This window comes from Streptomyces sp. NPDC002698, assembly GCF_042888945.1.
In the GTDB taxonomy this organism is placed as follows: domain Bacteria; phylum Actinomycetota; class Actinomycetes; order Streptomycetales; family Streptomycetaceae; genus Streptomyces.
The window spans coordinates 127,103-146,977 of the sequence record NZ_JBIAQM010000019.1; the positions used below are offsets into that span (position 1 = coordinate 127,103).

Annotated in this window: 19 protein-coding genes; 10 read left to right on the plus strand and 9 right to left on the minus strand. The window is 70.4% G+C overall.

The annotated features are described in order from the left end of the window. Positions 1-95: 95 nt before the first annotated feature. Both serB and ACFYW9_RS25470 read right to left on the minus strand, forming a co-directional pair. The gene (gene serB, locus ACFYW9_RS25465) at positions 96-1,313 is read right to left on the minus strand and encodes a phosphoserine phosphatase SerB (protein ID WP_351875906.1); all 1,218 of its coding nucleotides are present in this window, start codon (positions 1,311-1,313) and stop codon (positions 96-98) included. A gap of 445 nt (positions 1,314-1,758) precedes the next feature. After that, positions 1,759-3,636 carry a streptophobe family protein gene (locus ACFYW9_RS25470; protein WP_389154611.1) on the minus strand — a complete coding sequence of 626 codons (1,878 nt, stop codon included), beginning with the start codon at positions 3,634-3,636 and terminating at the stop codon, positions 1,759-1,761. A 238-nt stretch (positions 3,637-3,874) separates the two neighbouring features. Here ACFYW9_RS25470 and ACFYW9_RS25475 point away from each other — a divergent pair, with 238 nt between their 5' ends. Continuing rightward, entirely contained in the window at positions 3,875-6,358 is a 2,484-nt protein-coding gene (locus tag ACFYW9_RS25475; protein ID WP_389154614.1) for an FHA domain-containing protein, read from the plus strand. 81 nt (positions 6,359-6,439) lie between these two features. Here ACFYW9_RS25475 and ACFYW9_RS25480 read toward each other — a convergent pair whose 3' ends face one another. From ACFYW9_RS25480 to ACFYW9_RS25490, 3 genes are all read right to left on the minus strand, one after another. Then, on the minus strand, positions 6,440-7,213 hold the full coding sequence (locus tag ACFYW9_RS25480) for a transglycosylase SLT domain-containing protein (RefSeq protein ID WP_389154617.1): 774 nt from the start codon (positions 7,211-7,213) through the stop codon (positions 6,440-6,442). A 291-nt stretch (positions 7,214-7,504) separates the two neighbouring features. Next, complete coding sequence (locus ACFYW9_RS25485) at positions 7,505-8,629, minus strand: S-adenosylmethionine:tRNA ribosyltransferase-isomerase (protein WP_389154620.1); 1,125 nt, start codon at positions 8,627-8,629, stop codon at positions 7,505-7,507. Continuing rightward, complete coding sequence (locus ACFYW9_RS25490; RefSeq protein ID WP_389154623.1) at positions 8,626-9,321, minus strand: SDR family NAD(P)-dependent oxidoreductase; 696 nt, start codon at positions 9,319-9,321, stop codon at positions 8,626-8,628. The genes ACFYW9_RS25485 and ACFYW9_RS25490 overlap by 4 nt, the downstream gene beginning before the upstream one ends. Before the next feature lie 185 nt (positions 9,322-9,506). On the opposite strand from ACFYW9_RS25490, the gene ACFYW9_RS25495 reads away from it, so the two are divergent. From ACFYW9_RS25495 to ACFYW9_RS25510, 4 genes are all read left to right on the plus strand, one after another. Further along, positions 9,507-10,673: a GAF domain-containing sensor histidine kinase gene (locus ACFYW9_RS25495; RefSeq protein WP_351875889.1), complete on the plus strand. Its 1,167-nt coding sequence runs from the start codon at positions 9,507-9,509 to the stop codon at positions 10,671-10,673. After that, complete coding sequence (locus tag ACFYW9_RS25500) at positions 10,666-11,307, plus strand: response regulator transcription factor (protein ID WP_351875887.1); 642 nt, start codon at positions 10,666-10,668, stop codon at positions 11,305-11,307. Before ACFYW9_RS25495 ends, ACFYW9_RS25500 begins: the two co-directional genes overlap by 8 nt. A gap of 146 nt (positions 11,308-11,453) precedes the next feature. Continuing rightward, positions 11,454-11,699: a chaplin gene (locus ACFYW9_RS25505; RefSeq protein ID WP_389154627.1), complete on the plus strand. Its 246-nt coding sequence runs from the start codon at positions 11,454-11,456 to the stop codon at positions 11,697-11,699. 197 nt (positions 11,700-11,896) lie between these two features. Then, a complete protein-coding gene (locus ACFYW9_RS25510; protein WP_351875883.1) occupies positions 11,897-12,136 on the plus strand; it encodes a chaplin in 240 nt (79 codons plus the stop codon). A 375-nt stretch (positions 12,137-12,511) separates the two neighbouring features. Here ACFYW9_RS25510 and ACFYW9_RS25515 read toward each other — a convergent pair whose 3' ends face one another. After that, positions 12,512-13,300, minus strand: a complete 789-nt coding sequence (locus ACFYW9_RS25515; RefSeq protein ID WP_389154631.1) for a hypothetical protein — start codon at positions 13,298-13,300, stop codon at positions 12,512-12,514. 121 nt (positions 13,301-13,421) lie between these two features. Here ACFYW9_RS25515 and ACFYW9_RS25520 point away from each other — a divergent pair, with 121 nt between their 5' ends. The 3 genes from ACFYW9_RS25520 to ACFYW9_RS25530 all read left to right on the plus strand — a co-directional run bounded on the left by ACFYW9_RS25520 (position 13,422) and on the right by ACFYW9_RS25530 (position 15,834). After that, positions 13,422-14,213, plus strand: a complete 792-nt coding sequence (locus ACFYW9_RS25520; protein WP_328453994.1) for an ABC transporter ATP-binding protein — start codon at positions 13,422-13,424, stop codon at positions 14,211-14,213. A 96-nt stretch (positions 14,214-14,309) separates the two neighbouring features. Beyond that, a complete protein-coding gene (locus tag ACFYW9_RS25525) occupies positions 14,310-14,744 on the plus strand; it encodes an NfeD family protein (protein WP_389154634.1) in 435 nt (144 codons plus the stop codon). Positions 14,745-14,874: 130 nt separating this feature from the next. Further along, on the plus strand, positions 14,875-15,834 hold the full coding sequence (locus ACFYW9_RS25530; RefSeq protein WP_326788616.1) for an SPFH domain-containing protein: 960 nt from the start codon (positions 14,875-14,877) through the stop codon (positions 15,832-15,834). An 87-nt stretch (positions 15,835-15,921) separates the two neighbouring features. On the opposite strand, the gene ACFYW9_RS25535 is transcribed toward ACFYW9_RS25530, so the two are convergent. From ACFYW9_RS25535 to ACFYW9_RS25545, 3 genes are all read right to left on the minus strand, one after another. Further along, complete coding sequence (locus ACFYW9_RS25535; protein WP_351875873.1) at positions 15,922-16,428, minus strand: HNH endonuclease; 507 nt, start codon at positions 16,426-16,428, stop codon at positions 15,922-15,924. 144 nt (positions 16,429-16,572) lie between these two features. Further along, positions 16,573-17,112 carry a YbhB/YbcL family Raf kinase inhibitor-like protein gene (locus ACFYW9_RS25540; protein WP_389154639.1) on the minus strand — a complete coding sequence of 180 codons (540 nt, stop codon included), beginning with the start codon at positions 17,110-17,112 and terminating at the stop codon, positions 16,573-16,575. A 38-nt stretch (positions 17,113-17,150) separates the two neighbouring features. Beyond that, entirely contained in the window at positions 17,151-17,936 is a 786-nt protein-coding gene (locus ACFYW9_RS25545; protein WP_351875867.1) for a sporulation protein, read from the minus strand. A 217-nt stretch (positions 17,937-18,153) separates the two neighbouring features. Between ACFYW9_RS25545 and ACFYW9_RS25550 the strand changes: the two genes are divergently transcribed. Further along, the gene (locus tag ACFYW9_RS25550; protein WP_389154642.1) at positions 18,154-18,321 is read left to right on the plus strand and encodes a hypothetical protein; all 168 of its coding nucleotides are present in this window, start codon (positions 18,154-18,156) and stop codon (positions 18,319-18,321) included. Next, positions 18,318-18,926 (plus strand): DNA-3-methyladenine glycosylase, encoded by a 609-nt coding sequence (locus tag ACFYW9_RS25555; RefSeq protein ID WP_389154645.1) that lies wholly within the window; start codon positions 18,318-18,320, stop codon positions 18,924-18,926. The genes ACFYW9_RS25550 and ACFYW9_RS25555 overlap by 4 nt, the downstream gene beginning before the upstream one ends. The last annotated feature ends 949 nt before the right edge of the window (positions 18,927-19,875 follow it).

The following is a 19,875-nucleotide window of genomic DNA, read 5'->3' on the forward strand; positions in this document are numbered from 1 at the left end:
ACACGGGGCCCCGCGGTTGTAAACCCCCCCCCCCCCGGCCGGGGGCCCGGCCCCCCCCGGGGGCCGGGGCCCCCGTCCGTCGTCGGGACCGTCACTCAGCCGGTGCTGTCGTCCTCGTGCATGTCGGCGGCCTCGACCTCTTCACGGGTGACGCCCAGCAGATACAGGACCGTGTCGAGGAACGGGAAGTTCACCGCGGTGTGCGCGGCCTGCCGTACGACCGGCTTCGCGTTGAACGCGACCCCGAGACCGGCGGCGTTGAGCATGTCGAGGTCGTTGGCGCCGTCGCCGATCGCCACGGTCTGGGCCAGCGGAACCCCGGCCTCGGCGGCGAACCGGCGCAGCAGCCGCGCCTTGCCCGCCCGGTCCACGATCTCGCCGGTGACCCGCCCGGTCAGCTTCCCGTCGACGATCTCCAGGGTGTTGGCCTGGGCGAAGTCGAGCCCGAGCCGCTCCTTCAGATCGTCGGTGACCTGGGTGAACCCGCCGGAGACGACACCGACTTGGAAGCCGAGCCGCTTCAGCGTACGAATCAGGGTCCGCGCGCCCGGCGTCAGCCGTACCTCCTCGCGCACCTTCTGCACCACCGACGCGTCGAGCCCCTCGAGGAGCGCCACGCGCGCGTGCAGGGACTGCTCGAAGTCCAGCTCACCGCGCATCGCGGCCGCCGTGACCTCGGCGACCTTCTCCTCGCATCCGGCGTGTGCCGCGAAGAGCTCGATCACCTCGTCCTGGATCAGCGTGGAGTCGACGTCCATCACGACGAGCCGCTGGGCCCGCCGGTGCAGGCCCGCGGCCACGACCGCGATGTCGACACCGAGTGCCGAGGCCTCGGTCACCAGCGCGGTGCGCAGCACCTCGGTCTCCGTACCGGACACCGCGAACTCCACCGCGGTCACCGGGTACTTGGCCAGCCGGAAGATACGGTCGATGTTGCCGCCGGTCTTCGTGATCCGCGCGGCGATGGCGGCCGTCGACTCCGCGGTGAGCGGATGTCCGAGCACCGTGACCAGCGAACGTCCCGAGCCGCGCGGGCGGTTGTCGCCGAGGCCGGAGATGATCTCCGCCTGCATCTTCATCGACTCGGCCCAGCTGTGGACGGTCGACCGGAGATCGCCTTCGAGGCTTGCGGGCGGCTCGGTCACGAGCGCGCACAGCACGATCCGGCCCCGGGTGACGACCTGCTCGATGTCGACCACGTCGACGGAGTAGGCGGCGAGGGTGTCGAAGAGTCCGGCGGTGATGCCCGGCCGGTCCTTGCCGAAGATCTTGACAAGAAGAGTGGGCACATCAGGGGTATGTGAAGCGCTCATGGTATTTCCCACCGTATCCGGCACCCAGTGCCGCCCGCCCGCCCGGTCCGCCTAGCGGACACGGAACACTGGGTGACGCCCCGAGGACCCACGGGTGACGAACGTCCACCCGACCGGCCCGGGGACCTCCCCGACAGCACCCCGCACCCCTCCGGTTCACCCCAACCCCGGTCCCACGGGCCCCACAACCGTTTCCTCGCCCCCTCCGCCCCTACCCGACCCACCCCTGGGGCTCCGCCCCGGACCCCGCTCCTCAAACGCCGGAGGGGCTGGATCCTGTACCCGCAGTCGGGATCCGGCGCGAGGGGACGTGCCGGTACATCAATGCCCGTCGCCACCGACGGCCACGCCTCACCCAACGGCGACGGGCTGATGCACCGGCACGGCCCCGACCCACCCACCGGACCCGCACCGCACCCGCGAACGCCAGCGCAGCGAACCGCCCTCAACGCCGGGGCCGACGCGGAGGCGGCGGCCCCTCGTCCGGCGGCGGCGGAACAGGCGGCGGAGGGGGAGGCAGCGGCGGCGGCCCGTCCGGCCGCCGCTTCGACGACGGCCCGATCGGTCCCACCACGGTCGGCGCCCCGTACACATCACCCGGTGCCCGGGAACGAGAACCCCTCGGAGCCGCCCTCCGGTCCTCCGGCTCCCGCAACTCGTCCGGAACCCTCAGGTACGGATTGGTGTCAGGGTTGGGCGCCCGGTACGACCCCCGAGGCCGATACGGCCCGACCGTCCCATCGCCACCACCAAGCCCCTCGGACCCCGCAGCCTCCCAGGATCCTCCAGAAACTCCTGGCCCCCCAGGCCCCCCAGGCCCCCCAGGCCCCCCAGGCCCCCCAGGCCCCCCGGCCTCCCCGTCCCCCCATGCCGCCCCGGAAGCCAGGGCAGCCCCGGCGACCCTCCGCCCCGCGGCCCCGCTCGACCAAGCCAGCAACGCCCCCGCGCCCCCGGCCCCCGCCCCCCACAGCGCACCCAGCACCAGCGCCGTACCCAGGCGCCCGCGCAGCTCGATCCCCGCCCCGAACGCGTCGAACCCGAACACGGACAGGGAGGCGTCCACCGACACCTCCGTCAGCCAGGCGAGCAGCGGCAGCGCCAGCGCCGTCACGACCCCCAGACGAAGTGCGCAGCGCCCGGCGAACCGCAGAGCACTGTCCCCCCGTCCATCCGGCCCCCCCGAAGCTCCTCCCGCCGTCGCACCGACCGCCCGTACGAATGGCGTACGCGCAGCCGTCAGGACGCCCGCGTACAGCATCATCAGAGCGACCGCGAGCGCCAACAGCCATACGCGCCCGTCGAGTTCGGCGAGCCGTCCGAGGGTGACGGGCCGGGACGCGTCGGCGGTGAGGAGCTTGTCGAGGGGGTCGGGCAACAGCTTGGCGAGCTCGCCCGTGGCCTTGCCGTCCCAGGGGACGAAGAGCCCGAGGGGGATGCCGAGCCACACGCCGTTGGGCGCGCCGAGCAGCGCGGCTCCCGCGATCCGCTTCGGGTGGTCGTCGCCGATCGCCGCGTACGCGGCCGCCGCGAGCCCGGCGAGGACGGCGACCAGCAGGACGGTGACGAGCGAGGAGACGGCCGGCCGTACCGCGCGGTGCACGGCGTCCCAGCCGCGCGGCAAAGGGGTGTGCCGGGAGGCCAGCAGCGCGATCAGCAGCACCGCGGCGGCCCACGCGGCTCCGCCGAGCAGGGTCGGCACGGTGTCGACGGAGAACCCCACGGCCGCCTTGGCCTTCACGAGGTCGTCGATCCTGCCGGGCAGCAGTCCGCCGAGGTCCCCGAGGCCGCCGGGGAGTTTGTCGGTGATGGAACCGAGCCCGCCGTCACCGCCCGCGGCCTTGCCGAGTCCGAGCTTGTCGCCGTCGATCGTGATGACGTCGTGTCCGGCCCAGGCGAGCCCGCCCAGGGTCGCCACGAACAGGGCGAGCACCGAGCCCGCCCGCGCCAGGAGTTCGGCCGGCGTGATGACGACTCCCGCCCCGCGCAAGGAGCGCAGGAAGAACCACGACAGCAGCAGGGCACCGACCAGCCCGACGCCCAACGGCGTGATCTGTATGGCGGTGTGCGCCTGCGCTCCCTCCAGCCCGAAGGCCGAGACGTTGCCGGAGGGCGTCACCGTGCCGCCCGCTCCGAGCGCGACCATCGCGGCGGTCATGGGGCCGAGCGAGGCCGCCGCGTCCGCCCCGAGCAGGTGCAGACCGAGCGCGGCGGTGCCCGCCATCCCGATCAGCGCCCAGCTCACGGAGGCGACCGCCGACAACAGCACGTCCCCCCACGGCACACTCCTGGCGCTCCCGCCGTGGTGCATGGTCCCGATGCTCATCGCCAGCCCCCCCGATCAGCGCCGCGGTGATCCCGCGCATGTCCCCCTCGTGTGGGATTACCACTCTCCGGGCCGTTTTCAACCCCGTCAACGGATACGGGCAACCCGCCCGTCACCGACGTTCACAAGGCCCGACTTTCGGTCAGGGGGCCTGAACTGAAATAGTTCCCCACGATGTTCGACATCCCTAGACTCCCTGTGATGGGGGAAACTCGGGGGACAACTCAGTGGGGCTGGAGTGCCGGAACTCGTACTGGAATTGAATGGACGGACCTGGACGCTCGACGCGTCCAGGCCTCACACCCTCGGACGTGATCCGCAGGGGGACATCGTGCTCGAGGACGCCAGGGTCTCCTGGCGCCATGCCACGATCAGCTGGAACGGCCGCAGTTGGGTCATCGACGACCACGGGAGCACCAACGGCACGTTCGTACAGGGGCAGCGGATCCACCAGTTGGAGATCGGTCCCGGATCGGCTGTGTTTCTCGGCAACGCGACCGACGGTCCGCGCCTGAACGTGTCCGGTGCCGCGGCCCCGGTGGCGCAGCAGCCGTTCGCGGCGCAGGGCGCCGGCCCCGGCTGGGCTCAGCAGCCGACGCCGCAGGCGTCGACGCCTCCGCAGAACTCACAGCATGCGGGGGGCATTCCGCAGCAGCAGGGACCCGGCGCCGGCGCGGGGGCGCCGCCGGTCTACGGCGACCGCAGCCCGACGACCTTCCACCAGTTCTCGCTGGGCCGGGTGATGCGCATCGGTCGTGCGCTGGAGAACGAACTGGTGGTCTCCGACCTCCAGGTCTCGCGCCACCACGCCGAGTTCCACGCGACGCCGGACGGCCGCTTCGAGATCCGCGATCTCGGCTCGCACAACGGCACGTACGTCAACGGTATGCCGATCGCCAAGGGCGGCTCCGCGCTGCTCGGCCCGAACGACATCGTCGGCGTCGGCCACTCGACGTTCCGGCTGGTCGGCGACCGCCTCGAGGAGTTCGTCGACACCGGTGAGGTCTCCTTCTCGGCCCGCCACCTGACGGTCACCGTCGACGGCGGCAAGCAGATCCTCAAGGACGTCTCCTTCGGTGTACCCGAGAAGTCGCTCGTCGCGGTCATCGGCCCCTCGGGTTCCGGCAAGTCGACGCTCCTGAAGGCGCTCACGGGCTACCGCCCCGCCAACCAGGGCGACGTCCTCTACGACAACCGGAACCTGTACAAGCAGTTCGCCGAGCTGCGCCAGCGCATCGGTCTGGTCCCGCAGGACGACATCCTGCACAAGGAACTGACCGTCAAGAAGGCCCTCAAGTACGCGGCCAAGCTGCGCTTCCCCGCCGACACCACGGGCGAGGAGCGCGACGCGCGCATAGACGAGGTGCTGCGCGAGCTGAAGCTGGACGTCCACAAGGAGAAGAAGGTCACCTCGCTCTCCGGTGGCCAGCGCAAGCGTGTATCGGTGGCCCTGGAGCTGCTCACCAAGCCGTCGCTGATCTTCCTGGACGAGCCGACCTCCGGTCTTGACCCGGGCATGGACCGCGATGTCATGCAGCTGCTGCGCGGCCTCGCCGACGACGGCCGTACGGTCCTCGTCGTCACGCACTCGGTGGCGGAGCTCGCGATCTGCGACAAGCTCCTCGTGATGGCGCCCGGCGGCTCCGTCGCCTACTTCGGTCCGCCGGAGGAGGCGCTGAACTTCTTCGGCTACGAGACCTGGGCCGATGTGTTCTCCGCGTTCGAGAACTACCGCGACTACGACTGGGCGGGCCGCTGGAAGGGCTCGCAGCACTACCAGATGTACGCGGCGGACATCGACGCGGTGGCTCCGCAGTCGACGCAGATGCCGTCCGCGCAGGCGATGAAGCCGCCGAAGCCGCAGAGCTGGGGCTCCCAGCTGATGACGCTGATGCGCCGCTACGTCTCGGTGATCGTGTCGGACAAGGGCTTCCTCGCGCTGACGGTGATCCTGCCCGCTGTCCTGGGCTCGGTCAGCCTGCTCATCGACAACGGCAAGACGCTGCTGGTCAACGACAAGATCCTGCCGTCGGGCGCCCATGTCGCGAACGGCACCGCCACGACCGTGCTGCTGATCCTCGCGGTCGGGGCGTGTTTCGCGGGCGCCGCCAACTCGGTCCGTGAGCTGATCAAGGAACGGGTGATCTACGAGCGGGAGCGCGCGACGGGTCTGTCGCGTTCGGCGTACCTGATGTCCAAGGTGATCGTCCTCGGTGTGATCACCATGCTGCAGGGCGCGCTGGTCGGCGCCATCGGTTTCGGCAGCCGCGAGGTCCCGTCCGAGGGCCTGATCCTCAAGAGCCTGCCCAAGGTCGAGCTCACGCTGCCGATCATGGCTCTGGGCTTCGTGTCGATGATGTTCGGCCTGATCATCTCCTCGCTGGTGAAGACCGCTGAGAAGACGATGCCGCTGCTGGTCATGTTCGCGATCGTCCAGGTGGTCTTCACCGGCTGCCTGTTCATCCTGAACGGCACGGTGGGTGTGAACCAGTTCTCGTACCTGATGCCGGCCCGCTGGGCGGTGGCCGCGTCCGGGGCCACGCTGGACCTGAACAACATCTTCCCGAACCAGGACGACCCGACGAGCACGGACCCGCTGTGGGACCACACGGCCGGAGCCTGGACCGTGGACATGATCGCGCTGATCGTCCTCGGTGTCGCCTGCGGCTTCTTCGTGGCCCGCTTCCTGCGCCGCCACGAGCCCGAGGTCATGCGCAAGTAGACGCCCGGGAACGGCGCGAGGGCGGCACCCCGACCGGGGTGCCGCCCTTCGGCGTCTGTGTGGGAGCTCCGCGCCGAGCCCTCAGTACGCGCTGTTCACGTTGTCCATGGAACCGTACTTGTCGGCGGCGTAGTTGCAGGCGGCGGTGATGTTGGCGACCGGGTCGTAGATGTTCCACGAGGTGCCGGCCACGTGGTAGGCCTTGAACGTCGGCGGGATGACCTGGAGCAGACCCTTCGACGGGATGCCGTTGATGGCGTTGATGTCCCAGTCGTTGATGGCCATCGGGTTGCCCGAGGACTCACGCATGATGTTCTTGTGCAGCCCGTGGTAGGAGCCGGGGATGCCCTTCGACTTCATGATGTCGAGGGACTCGCGGATCCAGCCGTCGAGGTTGTTGGCGTACGTCTTCGCGGAGACCGTCTGCATCTTGATGCGCTGCGTGGAGCGGCTCGCCGCGGCGGCCTTGGCGCGGTCGGCGGCGGCCTTCTTCGCGGCCTTCTTCTTCGCGGCGGCCTCGGCGGCCGCCTTCTTCTTGGCGGCAGCCGCCGCGGCGGCCTTCTTCTTCGCCGCGGCCGCGGAGTCCGCCGCCTTGTGCTCGGCCTCGATGGTCTTGGCCTTCAGATCGGCGGCGCTCGTGCCGGCCACGTCGGACTCGACGCCCTTGATCTGCTTCCCGCTGTAGGCGACGGGCGCCGTGGAGGAGGCGGCGGCGTCCGTGGTGGTGTGGGAGCCGCCCGGCGCCAGGGAGAACGCGAGGGTGGCGGCACCGAGGGTGGCCACACCGGCGACCGAGTACTTGTGGAGCTTCGTCAGCTTCGGACTACGACCACGAGCGGCAATGTTCTTGAGCATGACTGATAGACCTCTTCGAATAGCGCGGAGGTCGCTCTTCGTCCCGGTTGGGGACTGTGTTTCCGGAACAAACGCCCCGGGGGAGAACCCGAGGCGCTGAGCGACATGAGCAATTCTTAGCGGTCGCAAAATGCCCTGGCAAAGGTGTGACCTACGAAGCTGGGTAGTGGACGCAGATGGGACAAATCGGGGCAGACTGGCACGTCTTCCCTGTTCACCTTGTCCCTTTTATCTCCTATGCCCCTTCGTACGTGACGTGGACCCTATGCGCGGGCTCACAGGGGACCACGATCATTCTGACGTGGAGTTGCGAGAGTAACGCTCAGAGTGAGGCCTCTCGGGGAGGATGAGGTGCACGTCGCCGAACTCGTGCCAGAGGTAGCGCCCGCGCAGCGCCTCCTCGTACGCACGCTCGATCGCCGCCCCTCCCGCGATCGCCTCCAGCATCAGCAGATGCGAGGCCTCCGGCTCGTGCAGCCCGGTCAGCAGCCCGTCGACGGCTCGCACGCCGCGCTCCGGAGTCACCACGAGGCCGGTCCACCCCTTCGCCGCCCGGACCAGCCCGTCCTCACCGGTCGCGGACTCCACGGCCCGCACCGCCGTCGTACCGACCGCGATGATCCGGCCTCCGCCGGCCCGCGCGGCGTTGATCAGCCGGGCCGACACCGCCGGAACCTCGTACCGCTCCGGATACGGCGGCTCGTGCGACTCCGCCGAGGCGACCCCCGTGTGCAGGGTGACCGGCGCGAACTGCACCCCCCGGCTCACCAGCTCCGCCACCAGACGCGAAGTGAAGGGGCGCGCCGCGCTCGGCATCTCCGCGCTTCCCGCCCCGTCGTCCGACGGCAGCGCGAAAACCGTCTGGTACACGGACAGCGGCTGGTCCCGGTCCGTGTAGGAGTAGCGGATGGGCCGCCCGTACCGCCGCAGCAGCCCCAGCACGTCCGCGCCCGGCACCCGCCCCCACCACAGCCGCCGCCCCCGCGGGGCCAGCGGCTCCTCCAGGACGAGGCGCGCGTCCCCCGGCAGGCGCACCACTGTCCCCGCGGGACCGCCCGCACGCGCGCGCGTGGTTCCCCGGCTGTCGGGATCCCGCAGTTCGACCGCCCACCGCCCGTCGTCGCCGCGCGTGGAGAAGTGCACCACCACGCGCGCGTGCCCGATCCGCCCGTCCACGGCCGCCGCCAGAGTGGCCGAGGTGTTGACGATCAGCAGATCCCCGGCCCTCAGCCGCCCGGGCAGCTCCACGAACGCGTGATGCGACACCTCGGTACCGCGCGACACCAGCAGCCGTACGGAATCCCGGTCGCGGCCGGGACCACGCTGCTCCGCCGGCACCCGCGCCGACAGCTCCTCCGGAACGCTTCCCCACGCCCGGCCGCGCCCGTCCCGGGAGACCCCCGCCACCGTGGTCACCGCTCCTCCAGCAGATCCGAAGCCGCGTAGCGCCCACTGGCAGGCCGCTCGTCGAGCAGTCGCAGAAAGGCCGGAACCACACGGTCCGGCGCCGGCCGCGGATCATCGTCGTCCGGTACGGCCGCCGCGTAGAGGTCCGTTCCCATGTCCCCCGGATCCACCGCCCACACCCGCAGACCGGGCTCCTCCTCGGCGAGCACCGCCGAGAGATGGTCCAGCGCGGCCTTCGAGGCCCCGTAGCCGCCCCACGTCTCGTACGCCTGCACCGCGGCGTCCGAGCTGACGGCGACGACCGCGCCCGCCCCGGCCGCCCTCAGCAGCGGCAGCGCCTCCTGGAGCAGACCCAGCACGGCCACCACATTGACCTCCAGCGCCCGCCGCAGCCCCTCCGGATCCAGCTCCTCCAGGCGCACCAGCGGCTCCGCGCCCAGCGCGCTCGCGTTGTTCACGAGCAGGTCGACACCGCCCAGCTTCCGGGCCGAGGCCACCAGGTCGGCGCGGTGACCGGCGTCCGTCACGTCCCCCGGGAGGGCCTCCACCCGCGTCCCGTACGCGCGGAGCGCCTCCGCGGTCCCCTCCAGCACCCCGGCCGTCCTGGCGTCGAGCACCAGATCCCAGCCGCGCTCGGCCAGAGCCGCTCCGAGCGCCCTCCCCAGTCCCTTCGAGGCCCCTGTGATGATCGCTACCGGCATGACAACCGTCCCCTCGCTCGGACCGCCTTCCCGGCGGCTGCCCTCACGGTAGGAACGCGGCCCGCCCGGGCGCCTCGTGCGCGGGCCGCAATGATCAGGGGCCCTTCGTCCTAGGCCCAATGGCCCGGTGGACGAGGCCGGCGGCCCGATACGCGCTGTCACACCCCGCCGGTAGTTTTGGGGTCATGAGTCACGGACCCCGGTCGGGCCTGTACGCGGTCAGCTCCGCGTTGCTGGCCATGAGCAGGCATCTCGAAGTGCGCGACGTCCTCAAGACGATCGTCGCTTCGGCGCGCGAACTGCTCGACGCGCAGTACGCGGCGCTGGGCGTGCCCGACGACCACGGAGGCTTCGCCCAGTTCGTCGTCGACGGGGTCAGCGACGCGCAGTGGAAAGCCATCGGGCCGCTCCCGCGCCAGCACGGCATCCTCGCCGCGATGCTGCGCGAGGCCCGCCCCGAGCGCCTGGCCGACGTGCGCGAGGACCCCCGCTTCGAGGGCTGGCCCGCGGCCCACCCCGACATGTCCGACTTCCTGGGCCTGCCCATCCGCGACGGCGACGAGACCATCGGCGCACTCTTCCTCGCGAACAAGATGCGGCCCGAGGGGGAGCCGCCGTGTCCCCGGCCCGGCGGCCGCTGCGGCTTCACCGAGGACGACGAGGAACTCCTCACCATCCTCGCCCAGCACGCGGCGATCGCGCTGACCAACGCCCGGCTCTACGAACGCAGCCGCGAACTCACCATCGCCGAGGAGCGCTCCCGGCTCGCGCACGAACTGCACGACGCCGTCAGCCAGAAGCTGTTCTCCCTGCGCCTGACCGCGCAGGCCGCCGCCACCCTCGTCGACCGCGACCCCTCCCGCGCCAAGGGCGAACTCCAGCACGTGGCCGCGCTCGCCGCGGAGGCAACCGAAGAACTGCGCGCCGCCGTCGTCGAGTTGCGCCCCGCGGCCCTCGACGAGGACGGACTCGTCGCCACCCTGCGCACCCAGATCCAGGTCCTCGACCGCGCCCACTCCGCGCGCGTGACCTTCTCCAGCCACGGTGTACGAGCACTGCCCGCCTCCCAGGAGGAGGCTGTGCTGAGGGTCTCCCAGGAGGCCCTGCACAACGCGCTGCGGCACTCCGGCGCCGCCCGCGTCGACGTCACCCTGGACCGGCGCGGCCCCGGCGCCGTGCTGCACGTCCGCGACGACGGCAGCGGCTTCGACCCCACCGCGACACGCAGCGCCGGCCGCCATCTCGGCCTGGTGTCCATGCGGGACCGGGCGAGCGGGGTCGGCGGCACACTCACCGTGGAATCGGCGCCCGGGAAGGGCACCGTGATCGAGATGGAGGTCCCTGGTGGCTGACGCAATCAAGGTGCTGCTCGTCGACGACCACCAGGTCGTCCGCCGGGGACTGCGCACCTTCCTGGAAGTCCAGGACGACATCGAGGTCGTCGGGGAGGCGTCCGACGGAGCCGAAGGCGTCGCCCGCGCCGAGGAGTTGAAACCGGACATCGTCCTCATGGACGTCAAGATGCCGGGGATGGACGGCATCGACGCGCTGCGCAAGCTCCGCGAACTCGCCAACCCCGCGCGCGTGCTGATCGTCACCAGTTTCACCGAGCAGCGCACGGTGGTGCCGGCCCTGCGCGCGGGCGCCGCCGGGTATGTCTACAAGGACGTCGACCCGGACGCGCTGGCCGGGGCCATCCGCTCGGTCCACGCGGGACACGTCGTCCTGCAATCCGAGGTCGCGAGCGCCCTGCTGTCCCAGGAAGAGGTCAACTCGGGCCAGGGGAGAGGTGTTTCGCTCACCGAACGGGAGCGGGAGGTGCTCGGTCTGATCGCGGACGGCCGCTCCAACCGGGAGATCGCCCGCGCCCTCGTCCTCTCCGAGAAGACGGTGAAGACCCACGTCTCGAACATCCTGATGAAACTCGACCTCTCCGACCGGACCCAGGCCGCGCTCTGGGCGGTGCGGCACGGGATCACGGACTGATTCGTCAATTCGGAGGGCTTCGCTCCGGGATGAGATTCATACCGTCGTGTGTATGTCACCCGGATGGCGCATCCTCCGTGGGGCCCGGCCGTTCTCCAGTGCGCCGCGGTGGTTCGCCGCGGTGTTCGCGAGGAGGGGTTTCGCAAGTGAAGAACCTGAAGAAGTTCACGGCTGTCGCGATGGTGGCCGGCGGTCTGGTCGCCGCCGGTGCGGGCATGGCCTCGGCTGCGGGCGGCGCGTCGGCGGGCGGCAAGGCCGTGGGCTCCCCGGGTGTCGTCTCCGGCAACCTCGTCCAGGCTCCGGTCGACGTCCCGGTGAACGTGGTCGGCGACAGCGTGAACGTCATCGGCGCCCTGAACCCGGCTTTCGGCAACCTCGGTCTCAACCGCTGAGGTCCCCCGTCGAGGCGACCACGACCACCGGCCTCCCAGGGACTCCCTGGGGGCCGGTCGGCTTGTCCGCTCATCCGCGGACTGGACCGGACGGGGCAACCGGCAGGGCCTTCCCGTGCCGTCCCCGGCTCCCGGGCGTTGCTCAGCGTGCGACCCGCGACAGGGTCGCAGCCGTGAACGCAGGAGGAACGCTTCCCATGAACATCGCCAAGAAGGCCGCCCTGGCCGTCACCGTCGTCGGTATCGCCGCGGGTGCCGGTGCCGGTGCCGCTGTCGCCGACTCGGGTGCCGAGGGCGCTGCCGCGCACTCGCCGGGCGCCGTCTCGGGCAACGTCGCCCAGGTCCCCGTCCACATCCCCGTGAACGTCGTGGGCGACTCCGTCAACGTCGTCGGCCTCCTGAACCCGACGTTCGGCAACGCAGGCGTCAACGGCTGAGACACCCCGCAGTGAAGGGCCCCACGAACGGAAACGTTTCGTGGGGCCCTTCCGCATGCGGTCCCAGCACCCTGGAGCACGTCCGACCCGCCCCACCCGTCCCACCCGCACACAAGCTCCCCGGCGCGGTGGGTCGTGGGACGCCCCACCGCCCGGCGCGCTCCGGCGTGCGAGCGCCCCGCCTGGAGCACGCACAGCACTCGAAGCACCCGGCGTGCGCGCCGCGCGAGGTGCGAGCGCCGGGCTCCCGCGCTCCGATGACGGCCCGCAGGACGCGCACGGCGAGGAAGCCACCGTGCCCGGCCCGGTCCGGCGCCCGGCCGTGCCCAGCGCAGCGCCATGTCCAGCCCCGCGCCGCCCAGGGCCGCCCCGCGCTCAGCGCACCCCGCGCTCGCGTTCCTCCACGAAGGCGTTGTACGCGGCCACCTGCGCCCGCCGGGCCGTCCGTTCCACCGGTCGCAGCGCCTCGGCCCGCGCGGCCATCTCCGACGCGCTCACCGCCCCGCCGTGCCCGCTCTCGTACGCCACGGAGATCAGCGCCCCGACCCGCTGAGCCAGCTCCAGCACCCGTACCGCACGCGGTGGGTACCCGGGGGCCAGCACCTCGCGCCCCCGTTCCGCCCGCGCCCGGAACGCGTCGATCGCCGCCGCCGCGACCGGCCCCGAGCCGGCCACGTCCAGCCGTGACAGCGCCTCTGTCGCCTCGCGGAGCGCCTCCGCCAGCTCCCGCTCGGCCTCCCCGAGCGAGGGCACGTCGGCGGGCGGCGCCTCGCGTACGGCGAGGCAGTGCCAGACGACCTCGACGTGCACATCGCCGACGGGCCCGGCCTCGTACACCTCGGGCACGAGCCCCAGCGCCGCGCCGTGGCAGACCACGGCCTCCTCGGCGTCGAGGGCGCGCGCGTTGAACTCGGGCGGTCCGCTGAGCCCGAGCGGATGCCCCGGCGCGGGCAGCGCGACCCGCAGTCCGGTCACCCCGAGCGTGCGCAGCCGGCCGAGGGCGAGCGTGAGCCCGACGGGCGCCGACTCGCCGGGCAACCCCTCGACCCGGTGCACCGCGTCGTCCCCGACGACGGCGAGCACGGCGTCGTCCGGAGAAACAAGTCCGGCCAATAGGGCATTTCCCCATGCCGTCAGCTGTCCTGAGCGTGGTTCCGAGAGCATGCCCCCACCCTAAGGACCGGCCGATGGGTCGGGGTGGCCGACCGGTGGCGTAGGTTTTCCCTGGGGGCTTCGTCCACAGACGTAAGCGACGGCCGAGACTGCAATGGGAGACAACGCGCTCATGAGCGATGTACTGGAGCTGGTGGACGTATCCGTGGTCCGCGAGGGCCGGGCTCTGGTGGACCAGGTCTCCTGGTCGGTCAAGGAGGGGGAGCGCTGGGTCATCCTCGGCCCCAACGGCGCCGGGAAGACGACCCTCCTGAACGTCGCCTCCAGTTACCTCTTCCCCAGTGCGGGCACCGCCACCATCCTCGGTGAGACCCTCGGCAAGGTCGACGTCTTCGACCTGCGCCCGCGCATCGGCATCGCCGGTATCGCGATGGCCGAGAAGCTCCCCAAGCGCCAGACGGTCCTCCAGACCGTCCTCACCGCCGCGTACGGCATGACCGCCGGCTGGCACGAGGACTACGAGGACATCGACGAGCAGCGCGCCCGCGCCTTCCTCGACCGCCTCGGCATGAGCGACTACCTGGAGCGCAGGTTCGGCACCCTCTCCGAGGGCGAGCGCAAGCGCACCCTGATCGCCCGCGCCCTGATGACCGACCCCGAGCTGCTGCTCCTCGACGAGCCCGCGGCCGGCCTCGACCTCGGCGGCCGTGAGGACCTCGTGCGCCGCCTCGGCCGGCTCGCCCGCGACCCGATCGCCCCCTCCATGATCATGGTCACGCACCACGTCGAGGAGATCGCCCCGGGCTTCACCCACGTCCTGATGATCCGTCAGGGCAAGGTGCTCGCCGCCGGCCCGCTGGAGCTCGAACTCACCTCGCGCAACCTCTCCCTCTGCTTCGGTCTTCCCCTCGTCGTCGAGCAGGTCGGCGAGCGCTGGACCGCGCAGGGTCTGCCGATGGCCTGAAACCGTCACAACACGCGGACGCACCCCCGTCACCCGGCGTACCAGACTTGATCGCGTGCTCTGTCCGCCGGGGGAGCGCGGTCCTACCATGACCACGTGAACGACATCAACGCATGGGTGTGGTGGCTGGTCGGGGCGGCCGGACTCGGCATCCCGCTCGTGGTGACCGCGATGCCGGAGTTCGGGATGCTCTCCGTGGGTGCCGTCGCCGCGGCGGTCGCCGCGGGCCTCGGCGGCGGTGTCGTCGTCCAGGTACTCGTCTTCGTCGTCGTGTCGGTCGCGCTCATCGCCGTCGTACGCCCCATCGCGGCCCGGCACCGTGCCCAGCGCCCCGAACTCGCGACCGGAATCGAGGCGTTGAAGGGCAGGCAGGCCATCGTCCTGGAACGCGTGGACAGTTCGGGCGCCGGCCGCATCAAGCTCGGCGGGGAGATCTGGTCCGCGCGCGCCCTCGACGGCGCACAGGCCTACGAGGTGGGCCAGGAAGTGGATGTCGTGGACATCGACGGAGCCACGGCCATCGTCATGTGACCTCGTACAACGCAAGTGAACCGAACGCCCCACGTGGCAGACGACGTTCTGTCAGACTCGTCCAGCAAGATCTTCAACACCCATAAGATCTTTCGGAATTGCCGAGTGGAGAAGGGTACGGGGAGCATCGATGGAACCGATCATCATCGTCCTGATCATTCTGGTGGTGCTGGTCTTCATCGCCCTGATCAAGACCATCCAGGTCATCCCGCAGGCCAGCGCCGCCATCGTCGAGCGTTTCGGCCGCTACACGCGGACGCTGAACGCAGGCCTCAACATCGTCGTCCCGTTCATAGACTCGATCCGCAACCGCATCGACCTGCGTGAACAGGTAGTGCCGTTCCCGCCGCAGCCGGTGATCACCCAGGACAACCTGGTCGTCAACATCGACACCGTCATCTACTACCAGGTCACCGACGCGCGAGCCGCGACGTACGAGGTCGCCAGCTACATCCAGGCGATCGAGCAGCTCACCGTCACCACCCTGCGCAACATCATCGGCGGCATGGACCTGGAGCGGACCCTCACCTCCCGCGAGGAGATCAACGCGGCCCTGCGCGGCGTCCTCGACGAGGCCACCGGCAAGTGGGGCATCCGCGTCAACCGCGTCGAGCTGAAGGCGATCGAACCGCCCACCTCCATCCAGGACTCGATGGAGAAGCAGATGCGCGCCGACCGTGACAAGCGCGCCGCGATCCTCACCGCGGAAGGCATCCGCCAGTCCCAGATCCTCACCGCGGAAGGCGAGAAGCAGTCCGCGATCCTGCGCGCCGAAGGTGAGGCCAAGGCCGCGGCCCTGCGCGCCGAGGGCGAGGCCCAGGCCGTCCGCACGGTCTTCGAGGCCATCCACGCCGGAGACCCGGACCAGAAGCTCCTCTCCTACCAGTACCTCCAGATGCTCCCGAAGATCGCCGAGGGCGACGCCAACAAGCTCTGGATCGTGCCCAGCGAGATCGGCGACGCCCTCAAGGGCCTCAGCGGGGCCATGGGCAACTTCGGCAACCTGGGCGGGGGTTCGGGCAACCGGGGCTCCTCCGGGGATTCCGGCGGCAACAGCGAGCGCCGCGAGAAGCCGTCCATCACGGACTGACGCGCACGACGTTACGACGATGGGGCCCACCTCCCGCGGGAGGTGGGCCCCATCGTCATGTCGTACGGGCTCGTCATGCCGTACGGGCTACGCGGCCGGCTGGGCCAGCCACTCCGGCAGCGCGTCGAAGTCGTCCTGGCCCAGCGCCAGCAGCATGGCGTCGGCGGGAGTCGGCTCGAACGGCTGCCGCAGCAACGGCATCTGGGCCTGCTCCGGCGTACGGTCGGCCTTGCGGTGATTGTCCTCGGCGCAGGAGGCCACGGTGTTCAGCCACGTGTCCTGACCGCCCTGCGCCCGCGGCACCACGTGGTCCACGGTCGTGGCCCGGCGCCCGCAGTAGGCGCACCGGTGCCGGTCGCGTACCAGCACACCCCGCCTCGACCACGGCGCTTGTCTTCGGAACGGCACCCGGACGTAACGGCAGAGCCTGATCACCCGGGGCACGGGTATGTCCAGCGCGGCACCGCGCATGCGCAGTTCGGGGTGGGCCTGCTCGACGACGGCCTTGTCCGTCAGCACGAGAACGACGGCTCGGTTCAACGTCACCGTCGACAACGGCTCGAAGCTCGCGTTCAGTACCAGCGTGTCCCGCATCCAGCCCACCTCCTATTGCGCACCGGCCCACCTGCGGCGGGCTGGGATCAACTCTGGCCGGGCACGCCGAGATGGACAACGCAATAAAAAATGCCCGCCTCTGATCACTTCCATGACCAGAGGCGGGCAAACGTTCTATGAACGTCAGTCTTCGGCGGGAGCCGCGTACTCGCCGATCAACTGGGCGCGCGCCAGCGTGTGGAACCGCAGATTGAAGCCCACCACGGCGGGCGACACGTCCGCGTCGGGACCGAGCTTCTCCTGGTCCACGGCGTACACCGTGAAGACGTACCGGTGCGCGGGATCCCCGGCCGGCGGCGCGGCGCCGCCGAAGTCCCGGGACCCGTAGTCGTTGCGCACCTGGACGGCACCGTCGGGCAGACCCTCGAACTTGCCGCTGCCCGCGCCCGTGGGCAGCTCCGTCACCGAGACCGGGACGTCGAACAGCACCCAGTGCCAGAACCCGCTCCCCGTGGGGGCGTCCGGATCGAAGCACGTCACGGCGAAGCTCTTGGTCTCCGGCGGAAAGCCTTCCCAGCTCAGCTGCGGCGAGGTGTTCCCGGCCGCGTAGACCTGCGCGTCCTCCAGCACCGCGCCCGGCTCGACATCCTCGCTGGTGAGCGTGAACGTCGGCACCGGCGGATGGAAGTCGTGGGGAAGCGGCGGCCTCTTGAGCTCGGTCACGTCAGTACCTCCTGAACGGCGGAATCCGTGTGCCGAGCCTAGAACCAGCTGCGCTTGCTGCCGACCTCCGACAGCCACTGGTTCAGGTATCCGGTCCAGTCGGTGCCGTGGAAGTCGTGGAGACCGACCTGGAAGGAACGGAACGAGTCGCTGCCCTCACTGAAGAGGCCCGGCTTCTTGTCCATCTCCAGGATGACGTCCATGGCACTGTCGTCCGCGACGAAGCTCAGTTCCACCTGGTTCAGCCCGCGGTACTGCGACGGCGGGTAGAACTCGATCTCCTGGTAGAACGGCAGCCGCTGACGGGTGTTGCGGATGTGGCCCTTCTCCATGTCCGCGTTCTTGAAGCGGAAGCCGAGCTGGATGAAGGCGTCGAGAATCGCCTTCTGCGCCGGCAGCGGGTGCACGTTGATCGGGTCCAGGTCACCCGAGTCGATGGCGCGGGCGATCTCCAGCTCGGTGGTGACACCGATGTTCATCCCGCGCAGGCTCTGCCCGTCGATCATGGTGATCGGCGTCTCCCACGGGATCTCCAGCCCGAACGGGACCGTGTGCACGGCGCCCGCCTGGAGCTGGAAGGCCCCGCCGAGGCGCAGCTTCGTGAACTCGATGTCCTGCTTGTACTCCTGGTCGTCGTGGCCCTCGACCTCGACCTTGGCCTGCAGGCCGACCGACAGACCCTCGATCGACTGGTCGACCGAACCACCCTGGATCCGCACCTCACCCTGGACGACGCCGCCCGGAACGGTGTTGGCCTCGGTCAGCACCGTCTCGACCGAAGCCCCACCGGCCCCCAAGCTCGCAAGCAGCCGCTTGAACCCCATGTCGTCACTTCCTCCCCAGGCAATGCCTGTTCGTTCTCTGCCCGTCTGGATCCTTTGATCCCTACAAACGCGATCCGGCCCCGACCGGTTCCGCGCCCTCACCCTTACAAGGGAGAGGACCCCTGACCACCCCGCGGGCACATATCCGTCCGGACTGCTCCGAACGGCTCCCGACGCCACCGCGCCGGGGAGGGCGGAGGGACTACGCTCGTACGCCATGATCGCGGCCCCTGACCGTACGCCCCTGACGCGGGACTCCTTCGACCGCCCTGTCCTGGACGTCACCCCCGACCTGCCGGGACGCGTCCTCGTACGTGCCAACCCGGGCGGCTCGGTCGAGCCGCGCCGCACGGAGACCCATGGCCCGGCAAGGCGGTCGGCATGAGGGCCGCCCTCGCCCGCCCCGCCGAAGAAGTCGCCCCCGACCTGCTCGGTGCCGTCCTCACCCACGAGACACCCGAGGGAACCGTGAGCATCACGATCACGGAGACCGAGGCGTACTCCGGCGCGGCCGACCCGGCCTCCCACGCCTACCGGGGCAGGACACCACGCAACGCCGTCATGTTCGGGCCCGCGGGGCATCTGTACGTCTACAGGTCCCACGGTCTCCACTGGTGCGCCAACGTCGTCACCGGGACGGACGGCATCGCTTCGGCCGTCCTCATCCGGGCGGGCAGGGTCATCGAAGGGGAAGACCTGGCACGCGAGCGGCGGGGGCACAAGGTCGAGAGCGCACGTCTCGCGCGGGGTCCGGGGAACTTCTGCCAGGCGCTCGGCATCACGGCGGAGCACAACGGCACGGACCTGCTGACGGACGCCTCGGTCGCACTGTCCGAGGGCGAGCCGGTACCCGCCGCGCTCGTACGGGCAGGACCTCGGGTAGGAGTGAGCAGAGCCCACGACTGGCAGCACCGCTTCTACCTCGCCGGTGATCCAACGGTCTCGGCATACCGACTGAGCCCGAGAGCCAAGCCGTCCGCCGGAGCCTGAGCCGGCGCGTGCCGCGCCCGTGACTCCGCGCCGGCGAGTCGGCGAGTCGGCGCGGAACCGGTCCCGAAGATGGGTGATCGCCCGCGTGCGTGGTGCGTCCCTCTGATGGAGTACGCGCTGTGGTGAGCCAGAACCGCTGGAGCCGCGGGTCCCGGTCCGTGGCTCTGGCCGAGGACGCGGACCTCGCCTGTAAACGTCGACTCTCGGCCCGATACGGCAGGGAACTGGCCAAAAGGCCGGCGTGCCACGCGACGGCACCGGGGTGGGCCGGTCGCTGGACGGAGCGGGCGCCTGGGGCCCGAGGAATCGCCCCTGACCTTGCCGGGAGGTACCCCCGTCCCCTCCGACCAGGTACGCAACGGTCCACGCATCGGAGATGGCGGCGACGGGAGGTGTTCACTCCGGGTGTTTCCGGGTCACCGACGACCTGACGGCGAGTCCCTATAGAGCGCATGCGCCCCGCCGCTGCTCAACTTGACGCGCCCCTTCGGGATCCGTAATGTAGCCCGAGCCGCTTGAACCGGTTACGGCGTTCAGCCAGCAGCCGAGAGCGGCCATCCACTACCTACGACTTCCCCTCAGCGGGGGTCTATTCGGCGTGCCCGCACGTCTGAATTCGAACCCGCGGAACTCGATTATGAGTCGCCGAGGGAATCGGCTAACGTAGTGAATGTCGAAAGGCCGCGAAACGCGAAAGCGCTGAAAGGCCGGAAGGCAAGCCCGCCGACTGGGAATCAGGCCCGAAAGGATCTGATAGAGTCGGAGCCGCCGGAAAGGGAAACGCGAGAGCGGATTACCTGGAAAGCACCGAGGAAATCGGATACGGAAACGGTCTGGTAGAGTCGGAAACGCAGGACCGAAGGGAAGCGCCCGGAGGAAAGCCCGAGAGGGTGAGTACAAAGGAAGCGTCCGTTCCTTGAGAACTCAACAGCGTGCCAAAAATCAACGC

What these genes read in the sequence shown, in the direction of transcription:
- ACFYW9_RS25520 (WP_328453994.1), top strand. Translation starts at nt 13,422, where the DNA reads ATGAGCGATGTACTGGAGCTGGTGGACGTATCCGTGGTCCGCGAGGGC.
- ACFYW9_RS25545 (WP_351875867.1), bottom strand. Translation starts at nt 17,936, where the DNA reads ATGGGGTTCAAGCGGCTGCTTGCGAGCTTGGGGGCCGGTGGGGCTTCG.
- ACFYW9_RS25535 (WP_351875873.1), bottom strand. Translation starts at nt 16,428, where the DNA reads ATGCGGGACACGCTGGTACTGAACGCGAGCTTCGAGCCGTTGTCGACG.
- ACFYW9_RS25470 (WP_389154611.1), bottom strand. Translation starts at nt 3,636, where the DNA reads ATGAGCATCGGGACCATGCACCACGGCGGGAGCGCCAGGAGTGTGCCG.
- ACFYW9_RS25490 (WP_389154623.1), bottom strand. Translation starts at nt 9,321, where the DNA reads ATGCCGGTAGCGATCATCACAGGGGCCTCGAAGGGACTGGGGAGGGCG.
- ACFYW9_RS25495 (WP_351875889.1), top strand. Translation starts at nt 9,507, where the DNA reads ATGAGTCACGGACCCCGGTCGGGCCTGTACGCGGTCAGCTCCGCGTTG.
- ACFYW9_RS25480 (WP_389154617.1), bottom strand. Translation starts at nt 7,213, where the DNA reads ATGCTCAAGAACATTGCCGCTCGTGGTCGTAGTCCGAAGCTGACGAAG.
- ACFYW9_RS25550 (WP_389154642.1), top strand. Translation starts at nt 18,154, where the DNA reads ATGATCGCGGCCCCTGACCGTACGCCCCTGACGCGGGACTCCTTCGAC.
- ACFYW9_RS25555 (WP_389154645.1), top strand. Translation starts at nt 18,318, where the DNA reads ATGAGGGCCGCCCTCGCCCGCCCCGCCGAAGAAGTCGCCCCCGACCTG.
- serB (WP_351875906.1), bottom strand. Translation starts at nt 1,313, where the DNA reads ATGAGCGCTTCACATACCCCTGATGTGCCCACTCTTCTTGTCAAGATC.
- ACFYW9_RS25515 (WP_389154631.1), bottom strand. Translation starts at nt 13,300, where the DNA reads ATGCTCTCGGAACCACGCTCAGGACAGCTGACGGCATGGGGAAATGCC.
- ACFYW9_RS25510 (WP_351875883.1), top strand. Translation starts at nt 11,897, where the DNA reads ATGAACATCGCCAAGAAGGCCGCCCTGGCCGTCACCGTCGTCGGTATC.
- ACFYW9_RS25530 (WP_326788616.1), top strand. Translation starts at nt 14,875, where the DNA reads ATGGAACCGATCATCATCGTCCTGATCATTCTGGTGGTGCTGGTCTTC.